This is a genomic window from Paenibacillus sp. FSL E2-8871, assembly GCF_038000345.1.
Taxonomy (GTDB): domain Bacteria; phylum Bacillota; class Bacilli; order Paenibacillales; family Paenibacillaceae; genus Paenibacillus_AQ.
This window is the reverse complement of the sequence record NZ_JBBOBV010000001.1, coordinates 6479236-6497463: the sequence shown is the minus strand read 5'-3', so window position 1 is coordinate 6497463 and position 18228 is coordinate 6479236. Positions and strand designations below refer to the sequence as shown.

General features: G+C 45.1%; 14 protein-coding genes and 1 other annotated feature. Of the genes, 4 read left to right on the top strand and 10 right to left on the bottom strand.

What is annotated here, in order from left to right; translation table 11 throughout:
- Window positions 1-4: 4 nt before the first annotated feature.
- From NYE25_RS29080 to NYE25_RS29070, 3 genes are all read right to left on the bottom strand, one after another.
- Window positions 5-505, bottom strand: coding sequence for an Lrp/AsnC family transcriptional regulator (locus NYE25_RS29080; protein WP_042125589.1), 501 nt, complete (start codon window positions 503-505; stop codon window positions 5-7).
- 259 nt (window positions 506-764) lie between these two features.
- Window positions 765-1154 carry a spore coat protein gene (locus NYE25_RS29075; RefSeq protein WP_076284224.1) on the bottom strand — a complete coding sequence of 130 codons (390 nt, stop codon included), beginning with the start codon at window positions 1152-1154 and terminating at the stop codon, window positions 765-767.
- A gap of 30 nt (window positions 1155-1184) precedes the next feature.
- On the bottom strand, window positions 1185-1418 hold the full coding sequence (locus tag NYE25_RS29070; protein WP_042186181.1) for a spore coat protein: 234 nt from the start codon (window positions 1416-1418) through the stop codon (window positions 1185-1187).
- 177 nt (window positions 1419-1595) lie between these two features.
- Between NYE25_RS29070 and NYE25_RS29065 the strand changes: the two genes are divergently transcribed.
- A complete protein-coding gene (locus tag NYE25_RS29065) occupies window positions 1596-2819 on the top strand; it encodes an NAD(P)/FAD-dependent oxidoreductase (RefSeq protein WP_341147499.1) in 1224 nt (407 codons plus the stop codon).
- A gap of 93 nt (window positions 2820-2912) precedes the next feature.
- Here the strand turns inward: NYE25_RS29065 and NYE25_RS29060 are convergent, their stop codons facing one another.
- The 3 genes from NYE25_RS29060 to NYE25_RS29050 form a co-directional block, all read right to left on the bottom strand.
- Entirely contained in the window at window positions 2913-3455 is a 543-nt protein-coding gene (locus NYE25_RS29060) for a hypothetical protein (protein ID WP_052404205.1), read from the bottom strand.
- A gap of 213 nt (window positions 3456-3668) precedes the next feature.
- On the bottom strand, window positions 3669-4088 hold the full coding sequence (locus tag NYE25_RS29055; protein ID WP_042125581.1) for a DUF350 domain-containing protein: 420 nt from the start codon (window positions 4086-4088) through the stop codon (window positions 3669-3671).
- A 31-nt stretch (window positions 4089-4119) separates the two neighbouring features.
- Window positions 4120-6486, bottom strand: coding sequence for an endonuclease MutS2 (locus tag NYE25_RS29050; protein ID WP_341147498.1), 2367 nt, complete (start codon window positions 6484-6486; stop codon window positions 4120-4122).
- Window positions 6487-6636: 150 nt separating this feature from the next.
- Here NYE25_RS29050 and NYE25_RS29045 point away from each other — a divergent pair, with 150 nt between their 5' ends.
- Entirely contained in the window at window positions 6637-6984 is a 348-nt protein-coding gene (locus tag NYE25_RS29045) for a phage holin family protein (protein ID WP_042186173.1), read from the top strand.
- Between the two features lie 75 nt (window positions 6985-7059).
- Here NYE25_RS29045 and NYE25_RS29040 read toward each other — a convergent pair whose 3' ends face one another.
- Window positions 7060-8121, bottom strand: a complete 1062-nt coding sequence (locus NYE25_RS29040; protein ID WP_341147497.1) for a GGDEF domain-containing protein — start codon at window positions 8119-8121, stop codon at window positions 7060-7062.
- Between the two features lie 241 nt (window positions 8122-8362).
- Between NYE25_RS29040 and NYE25_RS29035 the strand changes: the two genes are divergently transcribed.
- The gene (locus NYE25_RS29035) at window positions 8363-8791 is read left to right on the top strand and encodes a cupredoxin domain-containing protein (protein ID WP_341147496.1); all 429 of its coding nucleotides are present in this window, start codon (window positions 8363-8365) and stop codon (window positions 8789-8791) included.
- Between the two features lie 177 nt (window positions 8792-8968).
- Here NYE25_RS29035 and NYE25_RS29030 read toward each other — a convergent pair whose 3' ends face one another.
- The 3 genes from NYE25_RS29030 to pheS form a co-directional block, all read right to left on the bottom strand.
- Window positions 8969-11026: a hypothetical protein gene (locus NYE25_RS29030; RefSeq protein ID WP_341147495.1), complete on the bottom strand. Its 2058-nt coding sequence runs from the start codon at window positions 11024-11026 to the stop codon at window positions 8969-8971.
- Between the two features lie 199 nt (window positions 11027-11225).
- On the bottom strand, window positions 11226-13670 hold the full coding sequence (gene pheT, locus NYE25_RS29025) for a phenylalanine--tRNA ligase subunit beta (RefSeq protein WP_339269785.1): 2445 nt from the start codon (window positions 13668-13670) through the stop codon (window positions 11226-11228).
- Window positions 13671-14013: 343 nt separating this feature from the next.
- Entirely contained in the window at window positions 14014-15048 is a 1035-nt protein-coding gene (gene pheS, locus NYE25_RS29020; protein ID WP_042186167.1) for a phenylalanine--tRNA ligase subunit alpha, read from the bottom strand.
- A gap of 60 nt (window positions 15049-15108) precedes the next feature.
- Window positions 15109-15395: a binding site (T-box leader), on the bottom strand.
- Between the two features lie 269 nt (window positions 15396-15664).
- On the opposite strand from pheS, the gene NYE25_RS29015 reads away from it, so the two are divergent.
- Complete coding sequence (locus NYE25_RS29015) at window positions 15665-18226, top strand: hypothetical protein (RefSeq protein ID WP_341147494.1); 2562 nt, start codon at window positions 15665-15667, stop codon at window positions 18224-18226.
- The last annotated feature ends 2 nt before the right edge of the window (window positions 18227-18228 follow it).

Below are 18228 nucleotides of genomic sequence, written 5' to 3'. Positions count from 1 at the left end.
TCCTTTATGGAGAGATCATCAGACGGTTGTCTTCCTCATGCTCCTCGAAGATGATCCCATCCTGTTTGTATTTTTTAAGGGTAAAATTCGTTTTAGTTGAGAGTACTGAATCAATTGGAGACAGCTTCTCGGATACAAAATTGGCCACTTCACGTAAGTTTCGGCCTTCCACTTCTACCAGAAGATCGTAAGCACCTGACATCAGATAAACGGATTTCACTTGTGGATACAGGTAGATTCTCTCGGCAATGCCTTCAAATCCGCGACCCCGTTCGGGTGTAATCTGTACCTCAATCAGCGCTGTCACTTTCTCGTCATCGACTTTATCCCAGTTTACAACGGCTGCATACTTAACAATTACATGGTCCTTCTCTAATTGCCCAATCGCCGTCTTTACGTCTTCTTCTTCCTCGCCAAGCAGCGTAGCTAAGAGTGCAGTAGATCTTCTCGCGTCCTCTTTAAGCAGTTCCAGCACTTTCCTCTTTAGTTCGTTCATTTCCTTCATGCCTTCCCTCCGGATAGTTCGCAAATGACGTTGCGCTATTCATGCTTCGCCCCGCGAAAAGAGTTTAATACTAATATGACATGAATTGAGCATCTCTGCAAACAAAATAACCCCATATGATATCCGCATAGAAGACTAGGTTTACTCAGCTAAATGGATTTTTATACAAAAAACGCCCGTTTATACCGGAGCTCTCGGTATAAACGGGCGTCAGCCTTAAGGTTATGTGGCAGGATGCTTCATCCGCTAACCATCTTGGTTACATTAAATGAGACGGTTGATGTTGTCCATTCGAATGAAGGTGGCTGTTCGCATTGTGAGCAATAGATCCAGTTTGTCCTGTTTTTTGCTGCACGAACTGACCTGATTTTTGTTGCAATTGCTGTGCAGTTTGAAGCTGCTTGTCCACATCTTGGCGCAATGCTTTTGCAGGCTCAGGATACATATTCATTTGGGACATATGCGTATACAGATCGCCCTGAAGTCGAAGCGTGTTCATAGTCATCTCATTAAAGACCCGGCGAACCGCTGGACATGCCGATTCTGTAGCAGCTGTCGCATACTCACGAACCGTCCGCTTCAAATCACACAAAATGGTGTTCATTAAATCCTCATCTGGCATAAATGCTGCTGGATTCTGTGCGTTCATTTTATAACCTCCTTAAGATTAATAATGCAATTATTGTGGGCTTGTTGGTGCGTACTGTTGATGCTGCTGGAGTAACTGAGTAAGTGTATCCATGTGCTGCGTGTGATTTTGGATATGCTGCAAACAAACTTGTCGGACCTGCTCGTTCTGCGTTGTCGCGGCGGTAGCCGCACATTGCTTAAGAAGCAAGTCCTCATTAGAGATGGAGTCTGCGATATATTCCAATTCTTTTCCACTTAGTGCCTGCATTTGCATTGATTGCATGAGTTGTAGTCCCTCCTTGTAGTTGATCCAAACAGGCTTTAGTATACCGCCAAAGCACACCATTTATTTGCCCAACAGCACTAGAGAGTTATGACAAAAATAAGAACATGCTGCGAATGAGACGGTAAAATGCCGCCCATACTAAATTATGGAACAAATGAAGGAGCGATCATTTTCATGAGACTAAATAGCGGTACCCCACCTTGGAGAAGTACTTTACAAGACCCACCAACTTATCCTGCGCTAGAGGATACCATTCACTGTGATTGCCTGGTTGTAGGGGCTGGAATGGGTGGAGCAATGGCATCCTATCGCTTGTCTTTAAGCGGAGCTGAGGCTGTTCTGATCGAAAAAAGACGCGTCGGAAGCGGAAGCTCACATGCCAATACTGGTTTACTTCAGATATCTAACGACAAATCGTTAACCTCATGTATGAACACTTTTGGAGAAAAGAACGGCTTGCTCTTTTATCAGTTATCCCAAGCAGGGGTTAGAAATATTTTGGATCTGCCAGCCAAGCTCGATATCGATCCCCAGATTATTCCTCGCAGCAGCCTTCTATATGCCAGTACACCAGAGGATGTACCTGCTCTGCGAGAAGAATATAAGAACCTCGTTGCTCACGGATTCGATTCTGATTTCTGGGAAGAGGATAAAATTGCTTCGGTGTATTCTTTTTCTAAACCTGCTGCACTTTATTCACGCAGTGATGCAGAAGCGAACCCTTTCCGGACAGTTCACAGCCTGATCGCCAAGGCAGCAATGAATGGTGTACACATTTATGAGCAGACCGAGGCTAAACACTATGAGTTTACTGAAGATAGAGTAATTTGCCACACAGAGAACGGACGTATTATTGCGAAGAAGGTTATTTTTGCAATGGGTTATGAAACGCAGGAGTTTAAAAAAGACCGGGGCGCTGAGCTGATCAATACGTATGCAGTGATGACCAAACCTCTGAAGGAATTCCCCAAGTGGCATGAGCGGAGCCTCCTCTGGGAAACCGCCCGACCGTATTTGTATTTTCGGACAACACCGGAGGGACGTATTATTGCAGGAGGTAAAGATGAACCGTTGACGGATCCAGAGCGCCGTGATATCAGAGTGATTTCACAAAGTCAAAGGTTATTGGAAGAGCTGGAAGCTTTATTTCCTGAAATCAAAGGCATTGAGATAGAATACTCCTGGGGTGCTGTATTCGGCTCTACGCGTGATGGGCTTCCTTATATCGGCCCTCATCCCAAGTACCCTCATTGCTACTTCATCGAGGGTTATGGGGGCAATGGGACGGTGTACAGCATGATTGCTGCGGAGTTATTAACAGATACGATTGCGGGTAAACATCGGCCGGAGCTTGATCTATTCTCATTGACACGATCAGCCAAACCTTCTCCTTCTTAGAAAACGGACGTAAATAAGCAATATTGAGGCTCTTTTAAAAAAAGCTTAGTCCCCTTATGGTCATTAAGAGGACTAAGCTTTTTATGAGGATGCTTATGCTTTATCGGTACTCAGATTACGTACGAGCTGAATACGATCTTCCTGCGCTAGACTGTGCTGTACATGGAAACAAGACGGGCACACATACACATTAAGGGAGAATGGAGATGTTAATACAGGTCCACCTAGTGTAGCCGGTGCAGATGGCTCGAAGCTGCTAACAAGCTGTTTACCAGCAAGGATAGTTAACTCATGGCATTGTGTACATTCCGGAGCTTCTTCCTGAATCGCTAAGATGCCCGATACACGCTCTTCATACTTATTCAAATCATAATCGTCACCGAATTGGTTGAGCGTGTTGTAAATAGGAACTACACTGTCTTTGTCGACATCTCCCCAAAGATCATCATCATTAATAACCTCTTGTTTAGGTTCTTCTACAACTTCTTCTTCCTCTTCTTCAATGCCGTCTATCCCTACAGTAACTGTACGATATCCGTTAAGTTCATTGTTGCAGTGAGGGCAATTTTCCTCGGGTCCGAATTCCTCGTCCCATACGATTTCGGTATGACACCAAGGGCATACAGTTGTTTCCATCTTAATAATCTCCTTCATACTTCACGTTTAAATTTAGTTCATCATTAAATAAATAATACCGGCTGCTATAAAAGCAATAGCTGACACAAACAGAACTCGGGTAAGAATCTTCATGATATCCTCCTAATACTCCACAAAGTGGAGCTGCTCATTTCAAAGCTTGTCCAGCTTCATCTGGAATCCTTTGTAGGGAGGTGCAAAACTTTCTATTTTTTAAAATATAGCTGCACCGATCACATAAGATAACGAAACCGAGATCAGCATCGCTATTAGCCCAACAGCACGGTTATCTGCAGCGATCTCCTCATCAATAGAGAACACTGGGGTTAGGAATTCAAATAAAAAATAGGCAAGCAGCAGCAGCAAAAAACCGACGACCGACCACTTCATCGTCTCATAAATCGAAACACCTGATTCAATGCTGAAACGCAGTACGTTGCAAATTCCGAAGATTTTGCCACCAGTAGCCATGGCTACTGCCAAGTTCCCCTTGCGAATTTCTTCCCAGCAATTATATTTCGTTACCATTTCAAAAATAGACAGAAAAACAACAAGCCCAAGAATTGCTACTGCAAAGTAACCAAGCAAGGCACCTAGCGGATGACCCAGCAAAAGATCAATATCTCCTTGCACACTTTTCCCTTCTTTCTGCCGGGCAATCCCGCTATTGCAGCTCAGCCACGGTTACGCCTGCGCCGCCTTCATTATAATTTCCAAGCCTATAGCTCTTAACATGTCTGTGCTTACGCAAATATTCTTGAATTCCTGTGCGGAGCACACCTGTGCCTTTACCATGAATAATAGAAATTTGGCCCAGATTTCCTAAGAAGGCTTCATCAATAAAACGATCCGTCTCCATAATCGCTTCTTCCAAATTCGTACCTCGCAAATCCAGTTCTCTACGAATGTTCTCATCACGGGAGCGTTTAACGGTTGTCGCCTGCCGAAGGGGCGTTGGTACAGAGGCTGCTTTCGAAGAGAGCAGTTCCAAATCATCCAGGCTTACCTTCATCTTCATGATCCCAAACTGTACTAAAGCCTCTTTAGAGCCGCTTAATTCCACTACAAAACCTTTTTGGTTTAAGCTATCTACTTTCACTTCGTCACCAGGACCAATCGTCCGCGGAGTCTTAGCAGGCTTACGAGTAGCGGCTTTCTTACGCGGTGAAGGTTCGGCTTCGTCTAGACGTCTCCGTGCTTCAATCAGCTTATGCTCTTTGACTGAAGCGCCTTCTTCCATAGCTAAGCGTCGTAAATCACTGATAATTTCCTCAGCTTCTTTACGCGCTTTCTCCAAGATTGCGCTGGCATCTTTCTCCGCTTTCTCCAGTCGTTTATCTCGCTGACTTTCCAGCTTCTCCAGCTCTTGCTGCTGTCTGCTGCGTAATTCCTCTACTTCGCGGCGGATACTCTCTGCTCGCTCATGTTCCTGTTCCGCTCCAAGTCGATTCTCTTCGAGAGAAGCAATCATATGCTCTACACGTAGATCCTCTTCCTTCACTTCGCCGCGTGCATGCTCCAGAATCTCACCTGGCAGACCTAACCGCTCTGCAATTGCAAAAGCGTTGCTTCGTCCAGGAACACCAATCAGCAAACGATAGGTAGGACTGAGACTTTGGACATCGAATTCCATGCTGGCATTGATGACCCCTTTACGCTCATAAGCGTAAGCTTTCAATTCGCTATAATGCGTGGTAGCGACCATGCGGCATTCAGTCCGGTGAATATGTTCCAGAATGGCAATCGCCAGCGCGGACCCTTCTGCCGGATCCGTTCCTGCACCCACTTCATCAAGCAGAATAAGACTCTTGGGAGTCATTCTACGCAGAATTGAAATAATATTCGTCATATGGCTGGAGAATGTACTCAGACTCTGCTCAATGCTCTGTTCATCGCCTATATCTGCATAAATGGCATCAAAAACACACATTTGACTGCCTTCTTCTGCAGGGATGAACAACCCAGACATCGACATGAGACTCAACAGTCCAATGGTCTTGAGTGTAACGGTTTTACCACCCGTATTCGGTCCGGTTACAATAATGGAGCTATATTGGTTGCCGAGCTCCACATCCAGAGGAACGACATGCTCCGCGGGAATAAGTGGATGGCGTCCTTTGCGCAGCTTCAAATACCCTCGATCGTTCATACGAGGCTGTGTAGCCTTCATATCTCGGGCAAGACGCGCCTTGGAGAAGATAAAGTCAAGCTCGCCAAGAATATCGATATCATAAGTCATTTCTTCGGCTATATCAGCTACAAGCGCTGTTAACCTATGCAATATGATCTCGATCTCCCGTTCTTCACGCAGCCGTGTTTCACGCAGCTTATTATTCATCGCCACAATGGACTCAGGCTCGATAAATAAAGTGGCTCCTGATCCGGACTGATCATGTACAATGCCCCCGAAATGCGCACGATACTCCGCTTTTACAGGAATAACAAACCGATCTCCACGAATGGTTACCAGCTGATCCTGCAGCATTTTAGCAACGGAAGAAGAACGAATCATGGAATCCAGCTTCTCACGAATTCGGGTCTCTCCTCCGCGCAATTCACGGCGAATCGTAGCTAATTCAGAGCTAGCTGTGTCAAGTACATCTGCGTTCTCGTCTATACATAAACGGATGGCATCTTCTACATGTTTTTGCTCCGATAAAACATCGCTGAGTGAAAATAGGAATTCAATCTTTTCCTCCTCATGCATAGCTGCCAGGAATCGTTTGACTCTTCGTGCGCCGCCAATGGTAGTTCCCACTGCCAACAGTTCAGTTGTTCCCAACATTCCACCTATAGAGGCACGTTTTAGTGCTGCTCGAATATCGCTTATCCCGCCGAATGAAGGAATCCCCTTCAGACGATCTACATTAGCCGCTTCGTCCGTGGCTTGAAGTAGCTTCTTCACACCTTCAAAATCACCGGACGGTCTTAGTTGCTCCGCAGTCATTCGCCCCATTGAGGTTTGCGTATATTGCATTAATTTATTTAAAATCTTGCGATATTCAAGCGTATGCAAAATTTTGTCGTCCAATTACAGTCACAGCTCCCTTCATAGATGTTTCCATTATACAGAATTCAAGCCAATTTCGCTATTTGGTATCGGTTAAAGCATAAAAACAAGTATTAAGGTCACAATAAGAACTGCACATATCCTTAGCTTGGGCCAAAGGAGGTTAGTACAGTGAATTTCTTGAGTCATGTGGGTCGTTTTATTGTAGCAGCGCTTGTTCTGATGGTCGTTAGCTGGATTGTTCCACAGTTCTCGGTTGGTGGCTTCTGGAGCGCTCTAATCCTTGCACTGGTGATTGCGTTACTCGGCTGGGTTGTCGAAGGAATCTTTGGCAAAAAAGCAACGCCCTTCGGGCGCGGTATCGTCGGTTTCATCGTTAGTGCATTAGTCATCTGGGTCGCTCAATTCGTAGTGAGTGGGGTCAGCGTTTCCATTCTAGGAGCTATCCTGGCGGCGTTGGTCATCGGTATTGTCGATTTATTTTTGCCGGTATCCACGCCGTTTGAGGCAGCAAAGTAACGAAAGCTATTCACAACACAGAACCCCTATTTCCGGTTCTTTTCCGGTAATAAGGGTTCTGTGTTGTTTTTATCCTTATGACACAATCTCCGCTTCATGACTCTCAGCACAATTGACCACTCTGTTCTTACCTTGCTTTTTAGCTGTATAGAGCGCTTTATCCGTTTTACGAAAAAGAAGCTCTTTCCCATCCCCAAGCTGATAATCACAAATTCCAATGCTGACAGTAATCGGCTTATTTCCAGCCTGCAAATGCTCGATTTGAGCAATATTGATCCGTAATTTTTCTACAGCCTCATAAGACTCTGAAAAACTTTTGTCTGTAAAAATCACAGCGAATTCTTCACCGCCATACCTAGCCGCAAAATCATTTAACTCAATCATACCGCCCACCTTGTCCGCAATTACCTTAAGAACAAGGTCCCCAACCCTATGTCCGTAGGTATCATTAACTTGCTTGAAGTTATCTATATCGAAGAGCGCCAGCTGTAGTTGAAGATTGTTGCTTTCACATTGCTCCAATAATGAATCCAAATATTCATGAAAGGTTTTATGATTATATAGTCCAGTGAGTGCATCTATCTTCAGCAGCTTATCCGAAATAGCCCTCTCCACCATTAGATCTTGGCCTTCCTTCGTTAATCTCTCCAGATTTACACGCGCTTCCCGCGCACGAATAATTACAGCAAGAGCCATCCCTACAAATATTATAAACACACACTCTACTATTAAGAATTCAAGCAGCGGTTTATGTAGGAATGGCCGTTCCAACCCAAAATATACTCCCGCATAAAACACAATACTAAATAGTCCCATTAGATACAGGAGCTTACGATCAAAATAAATAAGAGCGACCATAATCGGCATCATGAGCGTCATCTGAGCACCATCGACAAAAGGCTCTAATACAAAATACATAAGGTAGGACACTAAAAATCCGCAACTAACCACCCCATATTTAGGGGATTGTTTACTATAACGAAGCCACAGCTCCGCAGTAATCATAAGGACCACAATTAGTAAATTACAAGCTATAAATAAGTGCCATAGGTTCGTGTCCATGGTTGTTTTTATTTGAAGTCGGTCAATATTCGACAAAAACAGCAACTGTGAGATTAATAATAGAATAACTACCATCCAATAACCTTTTAAGATTCTACGGTGCCAAACCTCCGTATTTAGCGTATCGTTAGCGCTTGAAATATGTATCCCCTACTTTTGTACGTTAATGTAATAGCTTTCATTATAATAAATTTTAGTTATATTTTCATCATTTATTTGCAATTTACGACAAAGTTTGAACAGTCTCCCTTGTTCACGGATTTTTCACATTTAATCAAAGCGCTTACTTAAGTTTTAAGTTATGATGTCTACATAATTGTCACATTTTCACTATGCTTGGACTTCTTGGGAGGAGGTTTGGATCATTAAAAAATTTGTAATTCTACTTTCAATTGTGTTCGTTATAGCACTTACAGCCTGTGGAAACAGCAATGATAGTGCTGCTGGCAATGCTAACACATCGGAGCCTGAGATCGAGGCAGAAACAGAACTTACAATTACAGCTACGAACTACAGCTTTGATCAGGAAGAATATCATCTAAAAAAAGGTGTACCCGTCAAAATTATTTTTAAAAATGATAGTGGCAATCACGGTATCCTTATCCCTGAATTCGAACTCCAGCTTAATAGCAAAAAGTCCTCGAAAGTAATTGTTCCAGAGGAAGCCGGCACATTCGAAATGACCTGTTCGATTATGTGTGGATCCGGACATAGCGGCATGAACGCAAAAATCATTGTGGAATAGATGAATCATTAAAAAGCCGATCGTTAGGGAATAGCCCTGACGATCGGCTTTTTATTTAAGTGAGAAATATAAGACATGGTGTGAAACTTATTCTTTCGAATATATTAAACAAAGAGGGCTGACCTGAAATAGATCTCTCTACACATCAGGTACAGCCCTCTTTCTTGCATCCGACATTCAACTGTCCTGTTCGATCAGTTGAATCCATTCATTATATTCATTCTGAAGCTTGGCATATTCCTCTTGAAGATTACGATGCTCATCCGTCATCTTCTGTAGCTCATTCTGATGCATCTCAAACTGGACCTGTAGCAGACGAAGTTGTCCTTGAGCCAATTCATAGTTCTCGCCGACTTCACCAAGCTGCTGAAGCACCTCACTGCGTTCACGTTCAATAGATTTCTGCTTAGCCTCAGCCTCACCGGCCTCCTGCTGCCAAATATCTATCTCTTCACGCAGCTTCGCTTCCAAATCACTCCACTGCTGCTGTCGCTCGAATAATTCCTCGTACTTTTGCTTCCATGAAGCGCCGTACGCCTCTGCTTCCCTCAGAACATCCTGCTGCTCTGCAACCGTAGCAGCGGCCTCAAGGCTAGCTTCAGACAATTCTTCTAAGCGTCGAGCTGTCTCTTCGCCTTCTTCTTGCAGCAGTTGGTATCTTTCCTGTAGACGTTCTCCATCTTGCAGCACTTCATCATATTGAGAGATCAGTTCCTCATAGCGTTCACGAAGTGCAGACAGTTCCTTCTGAACCTGTCCACCTTGTTCACGGAGTGCTGCAGTTTCGTGTTCTGCATCTGTACGAAGCTGAGCTTCCTGATCTAACTGTTGTACTAATCCATCCGCTTGACCACGAAGGATCTCAATCTCCTTTTGAAGCGCCAAAGATTTCTCTTCGGTCTCCAGTAGGTTCATTTCAAGCTCACTAATATCTTCCATCCGTTTATCCGAGAGCTCCTGCCAATTTGCTGCCTCCGCCAGAGATCCAGCGAGTTCTTCCTGAACACGGTGCAGATTATCATTCGTTTCCTGTAGTGACTTCCGCAGCTCTGATGCTTCATTCTGAGACTGCTGATAACGCTGGCGCAATTCTTCCAGCTCTTCATTCAACAGCGTGCCTAGCTCAGTAGCAGTACGCAGCTCCTCACTGAGCACTTCTTCACGTTTAACCACCGCTTCATATTGTCCGAGCAGCGTCTGACGAGCATCTCGTTCACTCTTAAGACTGGCTTCAGCCGAACGGAGTCTAGACTGAAGCTGTCCTGTTCCACCACGAAGCTCAGCCAGCTGTTTCTCGAGCTCTTGAATGTTTTGCTTATGTCTATGTTCCTGAGTACCTTGTGACTGACGAAGTTCCTTATTCTTAGCAAGCTCCCGTTGTAATGCTTCCCGTTCTTCAGCCAATTCCTTGCTTAGCTTCGTTGTCGTGCTCTCAAGCTCCTTACCCAGTGTCAACTTAGTCTTCTCGAGTTCCTTACCTAATGTTGATTTGGTTTCCTCAAGCTGTTTCTCTAAGGTTGACCTGGTCTCGGTTAACTCAAGCTCCAGAGCAGACAAGGAGTCTGAATTCTCCTTAGTCAGCGTCTCACGGATGTTCTCCAGCTCTTGCAAATGCGCTGCCTTCTGCTCTTCCAACTGCTGTAGACGGATGGCTTCTGCATTTGCTAGTTCCTCTCGATGATTCTCACGCATAGCAGACTGTTCAGCCTCATAACTTGCCCGCAGTGCCTGCAGCTCCAGCTCACGCGCAAGCAGCTCCTCTTCCAGCTTCTCTCGTGCGGCTTCAGCCGCTTGGGTCGCCTCTTGCAGCTGGTTAGCATGTACCTTGCGCTCATTCTCCTGAATCTCCAGATGACGCTTGCGCTCTTCTTCAACCGCAGCAATCAGTCGTTCAGCTTCTTCCTTAGCCGCCGCTTCAAGGCGTTCATATTCTTCTTGCCGCTCCCGCTGAACCTCCAGCAGGCGAGATACTTCCAATCGCAGTTCACTGCGTTCACCAGTCATCATGTTGAGTTCATTTTTAAAATCCTGAACCTGAATAGCCTGCTCCGCCATATGTACTGCTGCAAGCACCGCTATACGCGGCGTATCCAGTCTGTTGTGTGATTTAGAAATCGAGCGCATATGTTCGTCAACATAACGGGCCACTTGTTTCATATATTCAGTGCTGCTTCCGACGAGTTTATAGGAAGTTCCGTATATCTCCACGGCGACACGTGTCCGGTCCATAGCCACAGTTGTGCCCTCCTTTGTATGTGTGCGGATTCTAAGTTAGTCTTACTGTTTCTATTGTAGCTTTTTTCTTAAGCATTTGGCAAAATCCCTTGTAATCAATAGATTCTCGCTGATATCCTCCGCATTTCACTCTACCCAGAAAAAGCCGCAGCGAATCTCAGTTTCTAAATGGATTCGCTGCGGCTTTACACAATTCCTGCTATTTTCTTAATTCTGCACCAAAAGTTTGTTGAAGGACTGATAATAGCTTATCATGCACCTCTCCAACCTCTTCATCTGTCAATGTATGTTCACCGTGACGATACAGCAGTGAGATCGCAATACTCTTCTTTCCACTCTCTAGCTTGCCACCAGTGTACACGTCGAATACCTGTACGGATTGCAGCAAAGTTCCTCCGTTTGCACGGATGGAAGCTAGCAGATCGCCTGCTGGTACCGTTGAATCTACAACCACTGCAATATCCCGTTCCATACCTGGGAAACGTGGAAGCTCATTATATTGCAGACGGCTTTGCGTGTTATCATACAGCGGCTGCAATAGAATCTCAGCTACATAAGTATCCACTAGATCAAGCTCTCTTTGCAGTTCCGGATGAAGCTGGCCCATAGTTCCAATCTTCACACGACCCTCGTCTCCGACTAAATATACCGATGCGGAACGTCCAGGATGATACCCTTCTGGACTATCTCCCTCGTAGATAATTCTGTCTGTAAGACCCAAATAAGCAAATACAGATTCCAGCGCACCCTTCAAATCAAAGAAATCTACAGGCTGTGCAGAAACGTTCCATTGCTTCACGGTTAGGCTACCGCTAAGCAACAACCCCAGCACCGGCAGTTCACGCGGCTGACGAGTCAACTGTTCTTCATCTGTGAAGAAGACATTGCCGATTTCAAACAACGCTAGATCGCTTTGACGACGGTTGGTATTATAGCTAGCAATATCCAATAGTTGTGGCAGAAGGCTAGTACGCAGTACACTGCGTTCTTCACTCATTGGCATAGCCAATTTAACCGCTTGTGAGCCTTCTGATAACTCAGGGAACATTTTGCTTTGTTTCGGCTGGATGAAGGAGTAACCCATCACTTCCTGATAACCGCCATGTGACAACAGGCGACGCAGTTCACGGCGGAGTGATTGCTTATGCGTCAATGCGCCTGGCGTTGTAACACCTTCAATCAGAGTCGTTGGAATATTGTCATACCCGTACAGACGAGCAATTTCTTCGATAAGGTCAACATCATAGCTGATATCGCCACGTCTAGTTGGCACCTGAACTTCGATTAATCCTTGTGCGGTATCCCCGCATTTGAAATGCAGACGACCAAACAATGTCTTCACTTCTAGCAAGGACAGATCTGTTCCGAGATAACGGTTCAGCTTCTCCAAGGACAAAGTAAGTACCTTCTCTTCTCCTGCGACTGTTCCTGCTTGCACAATTCCTTCATGCACAGATCCGCCAGCATAACGTGCAATAAGTACTGCAGCGCGATTCAATGCAGGGATCACTGCATTTGGATCCACTTCTTTCTCGAAACGAAGCGATGCTTCCGAGCGAAGTCCCAGTTGACGCGAGGTTTTACGAACGGTTCCTCCGTCAAACTTAGCGGATTCCAGAACGAGATTTACCGTCTCAGCAGTAACTTCCGTATCCTGACCTCCCATTACTCCAGCCAGAGCTACAGCCTTAGCACCATCAGCGATAACGAGCATATGTGGCTCAAGCTTCCGTTCTTGGCCATCAAGTGTAGTCAGGACTTCACCTTCATGAGCAAGACGAACGCCGAGTTCTCCGCCTTCTATTTTATCTGCATCAAAAGCATGAAGCGGCTGTCCGTATTCGAGCATCACATAGTTAGTGATGTCTACGATGTTGTTAATTGGACGAATCCCTGCCGCCATCAGACGATTCTGAATCCACAGCGGGGATGCTGCAGGTTTAACACCTGAGATATAACGAACTGCGTAATGACTGCAATGTTCTTCATTCTCAATCTTAACGGAAATAGATTGAGCAGCTGCTCCGCTGATCTCAATCATTTCACTCGCAGGATCAGGTAATTTGATGTCACGTCCAAGAATCGCGCTCACTTCATAAGCAGCACCAATCATACTTAGACAGTCTGAACGGTTCGGAGTCAGATCGAATTCCAGAATTTCATCATCTAGACCCAGCAACTTTGAAATATCTTGACCGATCTCTGTACCTTCAGGAAGTACAAGAATTCCTTCTTGCTGCTCCTTAGGAAGCAATTTATCATTGAGTCCCAATTCTTTAGCCGAGCAGATCATCCCTTGTGATAATACCCCGCGCAGCTTCGCTTTTTTGATATCCAGCCCTGGCAGCTTAGCGCCAACAAGAGCTACAGGAACGGTTTGTCCCGCAGCTACATTCTTTGCACCACAGACGATTTGCAGATCTTCACCTTGACCTGCATCCACGATACATACGTTCAGTTTATCCGCATCAGGATGCTTTTCCTTCGATTTCACATAGCCGGTTACGATGCCGGAAATCCCTTTATTGCGGCGCTCTACTCCGTCAATTTCAATGCCGGCAGCGGTAATCTTCTCCGCTAGCTTTTCGGCGGTTACTCCTTCAATCGATGTATAATCAGCCAACCATCCGGTTGATACTTTCATGTCCGCTCACTTCCTTTATGTTTCAGATGTATTTATCTACTTGCCGTTCGATCTGCTTCCTGTGGGAGTAGTACAATTTAGGATTACTCGATCAAAGCTTCATAACTGTCCTATTTAGAGAAGTCACTACGAAAAATATTGGACTTCCGATCGCTGTTATCCTCAGATTTCCTGATTAGAACCGCTTCTCGCGGTAGAAATCCGAGGATAAAGGCGAACGCTGGCGCTTCTACAGTTCCAAAATTTCTCTCCGTTCCTTCTATTAATAGTCTTTTATTAAGCAAGATCAGTAACCCAATTACTACTTACTCCTAACCCGTCAGCCAGCTCGCCCACCAAAAATCTAAACGCCCTTGAACTGCTTTACAAAACTCATATCGTTGTTATAGAAATGACGGATGTCATCGATGCCGTATTTAAGCATAGCAATCCGCTCAACACCCATACCAAATGCGAAGCCGCTATACTTAGCAGGATCATAGCCACCCATTTTCAGAACATTTGGATGCACCATGCCGGCGCCAAGGATTTCTAACCATCCGCTTTGCTTGCACAGTCTGCAGCCATCCCCGCCACATTTGAAGCAGCTTACATCCACTTCAACGCTTGGCTCGGTGAATGGGAAGAAGCTCGGACGAAGACGAATGTCTGTATTCGGGCCGAACATCTCTTGTACGAATTGCTGCAAGGTGCCTTTCAGATCACTCATCCGAATGTTGCTTCCAATAACCAAACCTTCAATTTGATGGAACTGGAAGGAATGCGTTGCATCGTCATCATCGCGGCGGAATACTTTACCCGGGCAAATGATTTTAACTGGAACTTCACCGTTCATAGCCTGCATAGTACGAATCTGTACCGGAGACGTTTGAGTACGCATAAGCAGGTCATCCGTTAAATAAAAGGAATCCTGCATATCACGTGCCGGGTGATTTTTAGGCAGATTTAGGGCTTCAAAGTTATAATAATCGGTCTCCACTTCCGGGCCTTCAGCCACACGGTAGCCCATACCAATGAAAATATCCTCAATTTCCTGAACCACTCTGCTAAGCGGGTGAACGCCCCCTTGCTGCATGCGGCGACCTGGCAATGTTACGTCTACTTTTTCAGCCTGTAGACGTTGCTGAGTCTCTTGCTGTTGAAAAGCCTCTTGCTTCGCTCCAATAATCTCCTCAATGGCACTACGCACCTGATTCGCTACTTGCCCGATAACCGGACGCTCCTCAGCACTAAGTCCTCCCATACCACGTAGAACTTCTGTAAGCTCGCCTTTTTTACCGAGATATTTCACTCTTAGGTCATTCAAAACCTGTGGATCCATAACCTCCTGCAACTTAGCCAGCGCTTCAACCTTCAATGCTTCCAACTTCTCTTTCATGGCCGTGTACAGCCCCCTTCAATCATTGTCTAGTTCAACAAAAAAAGGCCTTTCCTCCCGGTAAGGGACGAAAAGACCGTGGTACCACCCTTGTTAGACAAGCTGATCTGTTCCCCTTAAGAGCTTCATTCCCTCTTTTGGCTGGACAGATACCTATCTCACTTTATACAGAAATAACGGTCTGTGACCGGTTTCCCCTACGCTTCCTTACAAGGCAATCTTAAGGAATTCAAGGAACTGCTCCGGAGTGAACTTCGACAGCTCTGTATCCTAGAAACGCTCTCAATCACCGGCGTCTCCTCCCTGTAAGTCAGGCACTGTGTACTCTTCTCCATCACTGCATTTCACAATTCAATCTAATTGTCAGGTATCTCTTTTATGCAAGAGATATGTCTGTTTATTATATGCAAAATCTGTCGTTTTGACAAGTTCAAGCATAATTAGGGCAATTTTTATCTGGCTTTAAGCTGGCTTTAAGGTTCAGAGCCATTTTGGGGACTTTTTTTCAGCTAACGTTCAGCGGAGCTTGATAATTTCCATTATTAAGAAGGCATGGTTGTACTCAATCATAAATCACCTTCAAAATACAAGGACTTTCATACCGGGAGGGAATTACATGCATGCACGAAGAACAAAAGTAGCTGTGATCATACTTAGCGCAGCAGTTCTGAGTCAAGCTTCAGCGTATGGAGCATACGCTGCATCAACGACTACTTCATCCACAAAAACAGCAACTGCCAATACTGTATCCACTCTGGATAAACTCGGCTCGATAGCTTTAAAGAGTAACTTTAGTGTGAGACTGACCGATGTTGGCTTTTTGACTCAGGATGGCGGCAATATTCTTACATACACCCTCAGCTATAACAATGGGAGCGGAAGCAGCATCAATCTTGTGGACTATTTCTCTAAAGTAACTACTGCCGGAGGAACCGTTATCCAAGGAAGCCCAGTAACCAGCAGTGCAACCATCAAATCTATTCCCTCCAAAAGCAGTCAATCCGTAACCTATTACGCAAACGTCGGTAAATCCACATCTTTAAATGGAGTGAAGATTTCAGTATTCGGTTGGGATTTCAGCAGTACCGATTATCAAAAAAAGCTGGGGACCTTCACCTTGCCTGTGGCTTTTTCACAAGCGGTCGCTAGAGGCCAAAGTAAAAAGATAACCTTGAATAATCAGCCCGTAACAACCAAAACGGAAAGTCTGCAAATTTACAAATATAACGGTAAGGTATACGCCAAAGTAGGTGTGAGCTTAACCAATCAAGGAACCAAAGTGCTAAGTGATCCTGGACTTATGGGATACCTCGCATCTGCAGGAGGATCTGTATTTGAATTAACGCTTGATGATGCGAGCAGTAACTACAAAGTACAGCCACAGGAAAAAAAGACGATCTACTACATGACGGAAATTCCCTCTTATATGAAGACAGACAATATGACTCTGCAGTTTGCTGCAGAAGATACCTCATTAAAAATAGCTTTGCCCATCGTCACCTATAACCTTCCCGCTGCTACCACACCAGATCTTGTCGTAGCTAGCAATGTCATCAAGAAGCTTACGATCAACAATAATACTGTCGAGACGCAGTTAAAAAGCGCCAATGTCTATGCCGACAACGGCACCGCGAAGTGGACGCTGCAATTTCGAGTAAAAAATAGCGGCAACAAGGCGATTACTTTGCCTGCTTATGAGTTTACCGTTAAAGCCGCTGAAGGATACAGCTTTCCGGTGGACACGAAGGCTTTCGCAAACCTTACACTCAAACCCCTTGAAGAAAAAATAATTGAGCTCAGTGCAGAAGTTCCGCTAACGATAGCTCAAGGAACGCTACAGCTGCAAATGACTGAGCCCGCTGTAGAGGGTAAGATCATTTTTCCTACGGCCTATTATCAGATTCCTTACACACTCCAAACTAACAACTGGCAGGATACAGAATACGCGGTGGAGAACAGTCACGGCACATTTGCTGTCAAGCTTGAGAACATCCAGCGGCTACCTTGGGCAGACAAAGATCAGCTTGTAGCTAAAATCAATATTCGCAACACGAAATCGACCTCTGTGCAGCTTCCTGCATTTACAAGTGTCATTAAAGCTGGTGAGAGTGATATTAGCAGCACTTCCCAAGTCGTCACAGAAAGCACGCAAACCATACTCGGGCCAAATGAATCCGCAGACGTTTATGTCGTGGCCAATGTTCCTTACACCTACCAGTTCAATCAATTAAAAATAACGCTGCAAGAAACCTCCGGCGAAAGCAAAATTAATTTTCTTTCTTTAAGTACAAATCAGTTGGACAGCCGTGTTCAGGAAGTTGCAGCACTAAGTTCCTTCCAAATTGACCTTGAAAGTAAAAAAGCAGAAGTGTTAGAGCGCCGGACAACGGTTTATCAGGGTGCAAGCTCCAATATCATGTACACAGAACTGGAAATGAACAGTGAGGAAACACGTAAATCGGAGCAGGCTCAACTCGTAGCTTATTACAAAACGCCTGACAATCAATATTACGAAGCCGAGGTCAACCAGTCTACCACTTCCACGAGCCCTAACGGAAAAAATCTGGTTACCGTCTGGACTAAGCTTCCACTTGGAGTAGATCCTTCTCAGCTTGTTCTTTATGTCGGTGAAGGGGTATCCGAAGGAAAACTTACGGCTCCTGGCGGGAACTCAACGGGTTATATCAATACGGTGTCACTGGGTCTAAATAATGTTGCGGTGGAGTCAAAAAGTAATCTTTTGGATGTAGAATCCTTCCCTTATAACCTATCCGTTACAAATGCAGTCGCCACCGTCACTGGTGGAAAAGATACGCTAAGCACTGTCCTAACCTACAACCTGTCGAGCAGCACGCTTTACGAATCGGGTACCTATGAGCACAAGCTTGTACTAGAGCTGATCGACCCCTTCGGACAAACGATGGAGAAGACATTAACACTGGGCACAGATCTACCATTAGGGAACTTCAAGTCATACACCACAACATTCACAAGCAATCTTTACAAAACTCTAGGTGGCGGCGCGATCCGATTGAATGTATACGACGAATTCCAAGGTCATCGAAATTTGCTGGGAACTGGGACCTATGTTGTCACTTATCAGACAGCGTCAACGACTTCAAACAACAATTCCACTTCAAACACCGATTCTAGTGCTAACAATCCATCCGACACTTAGTA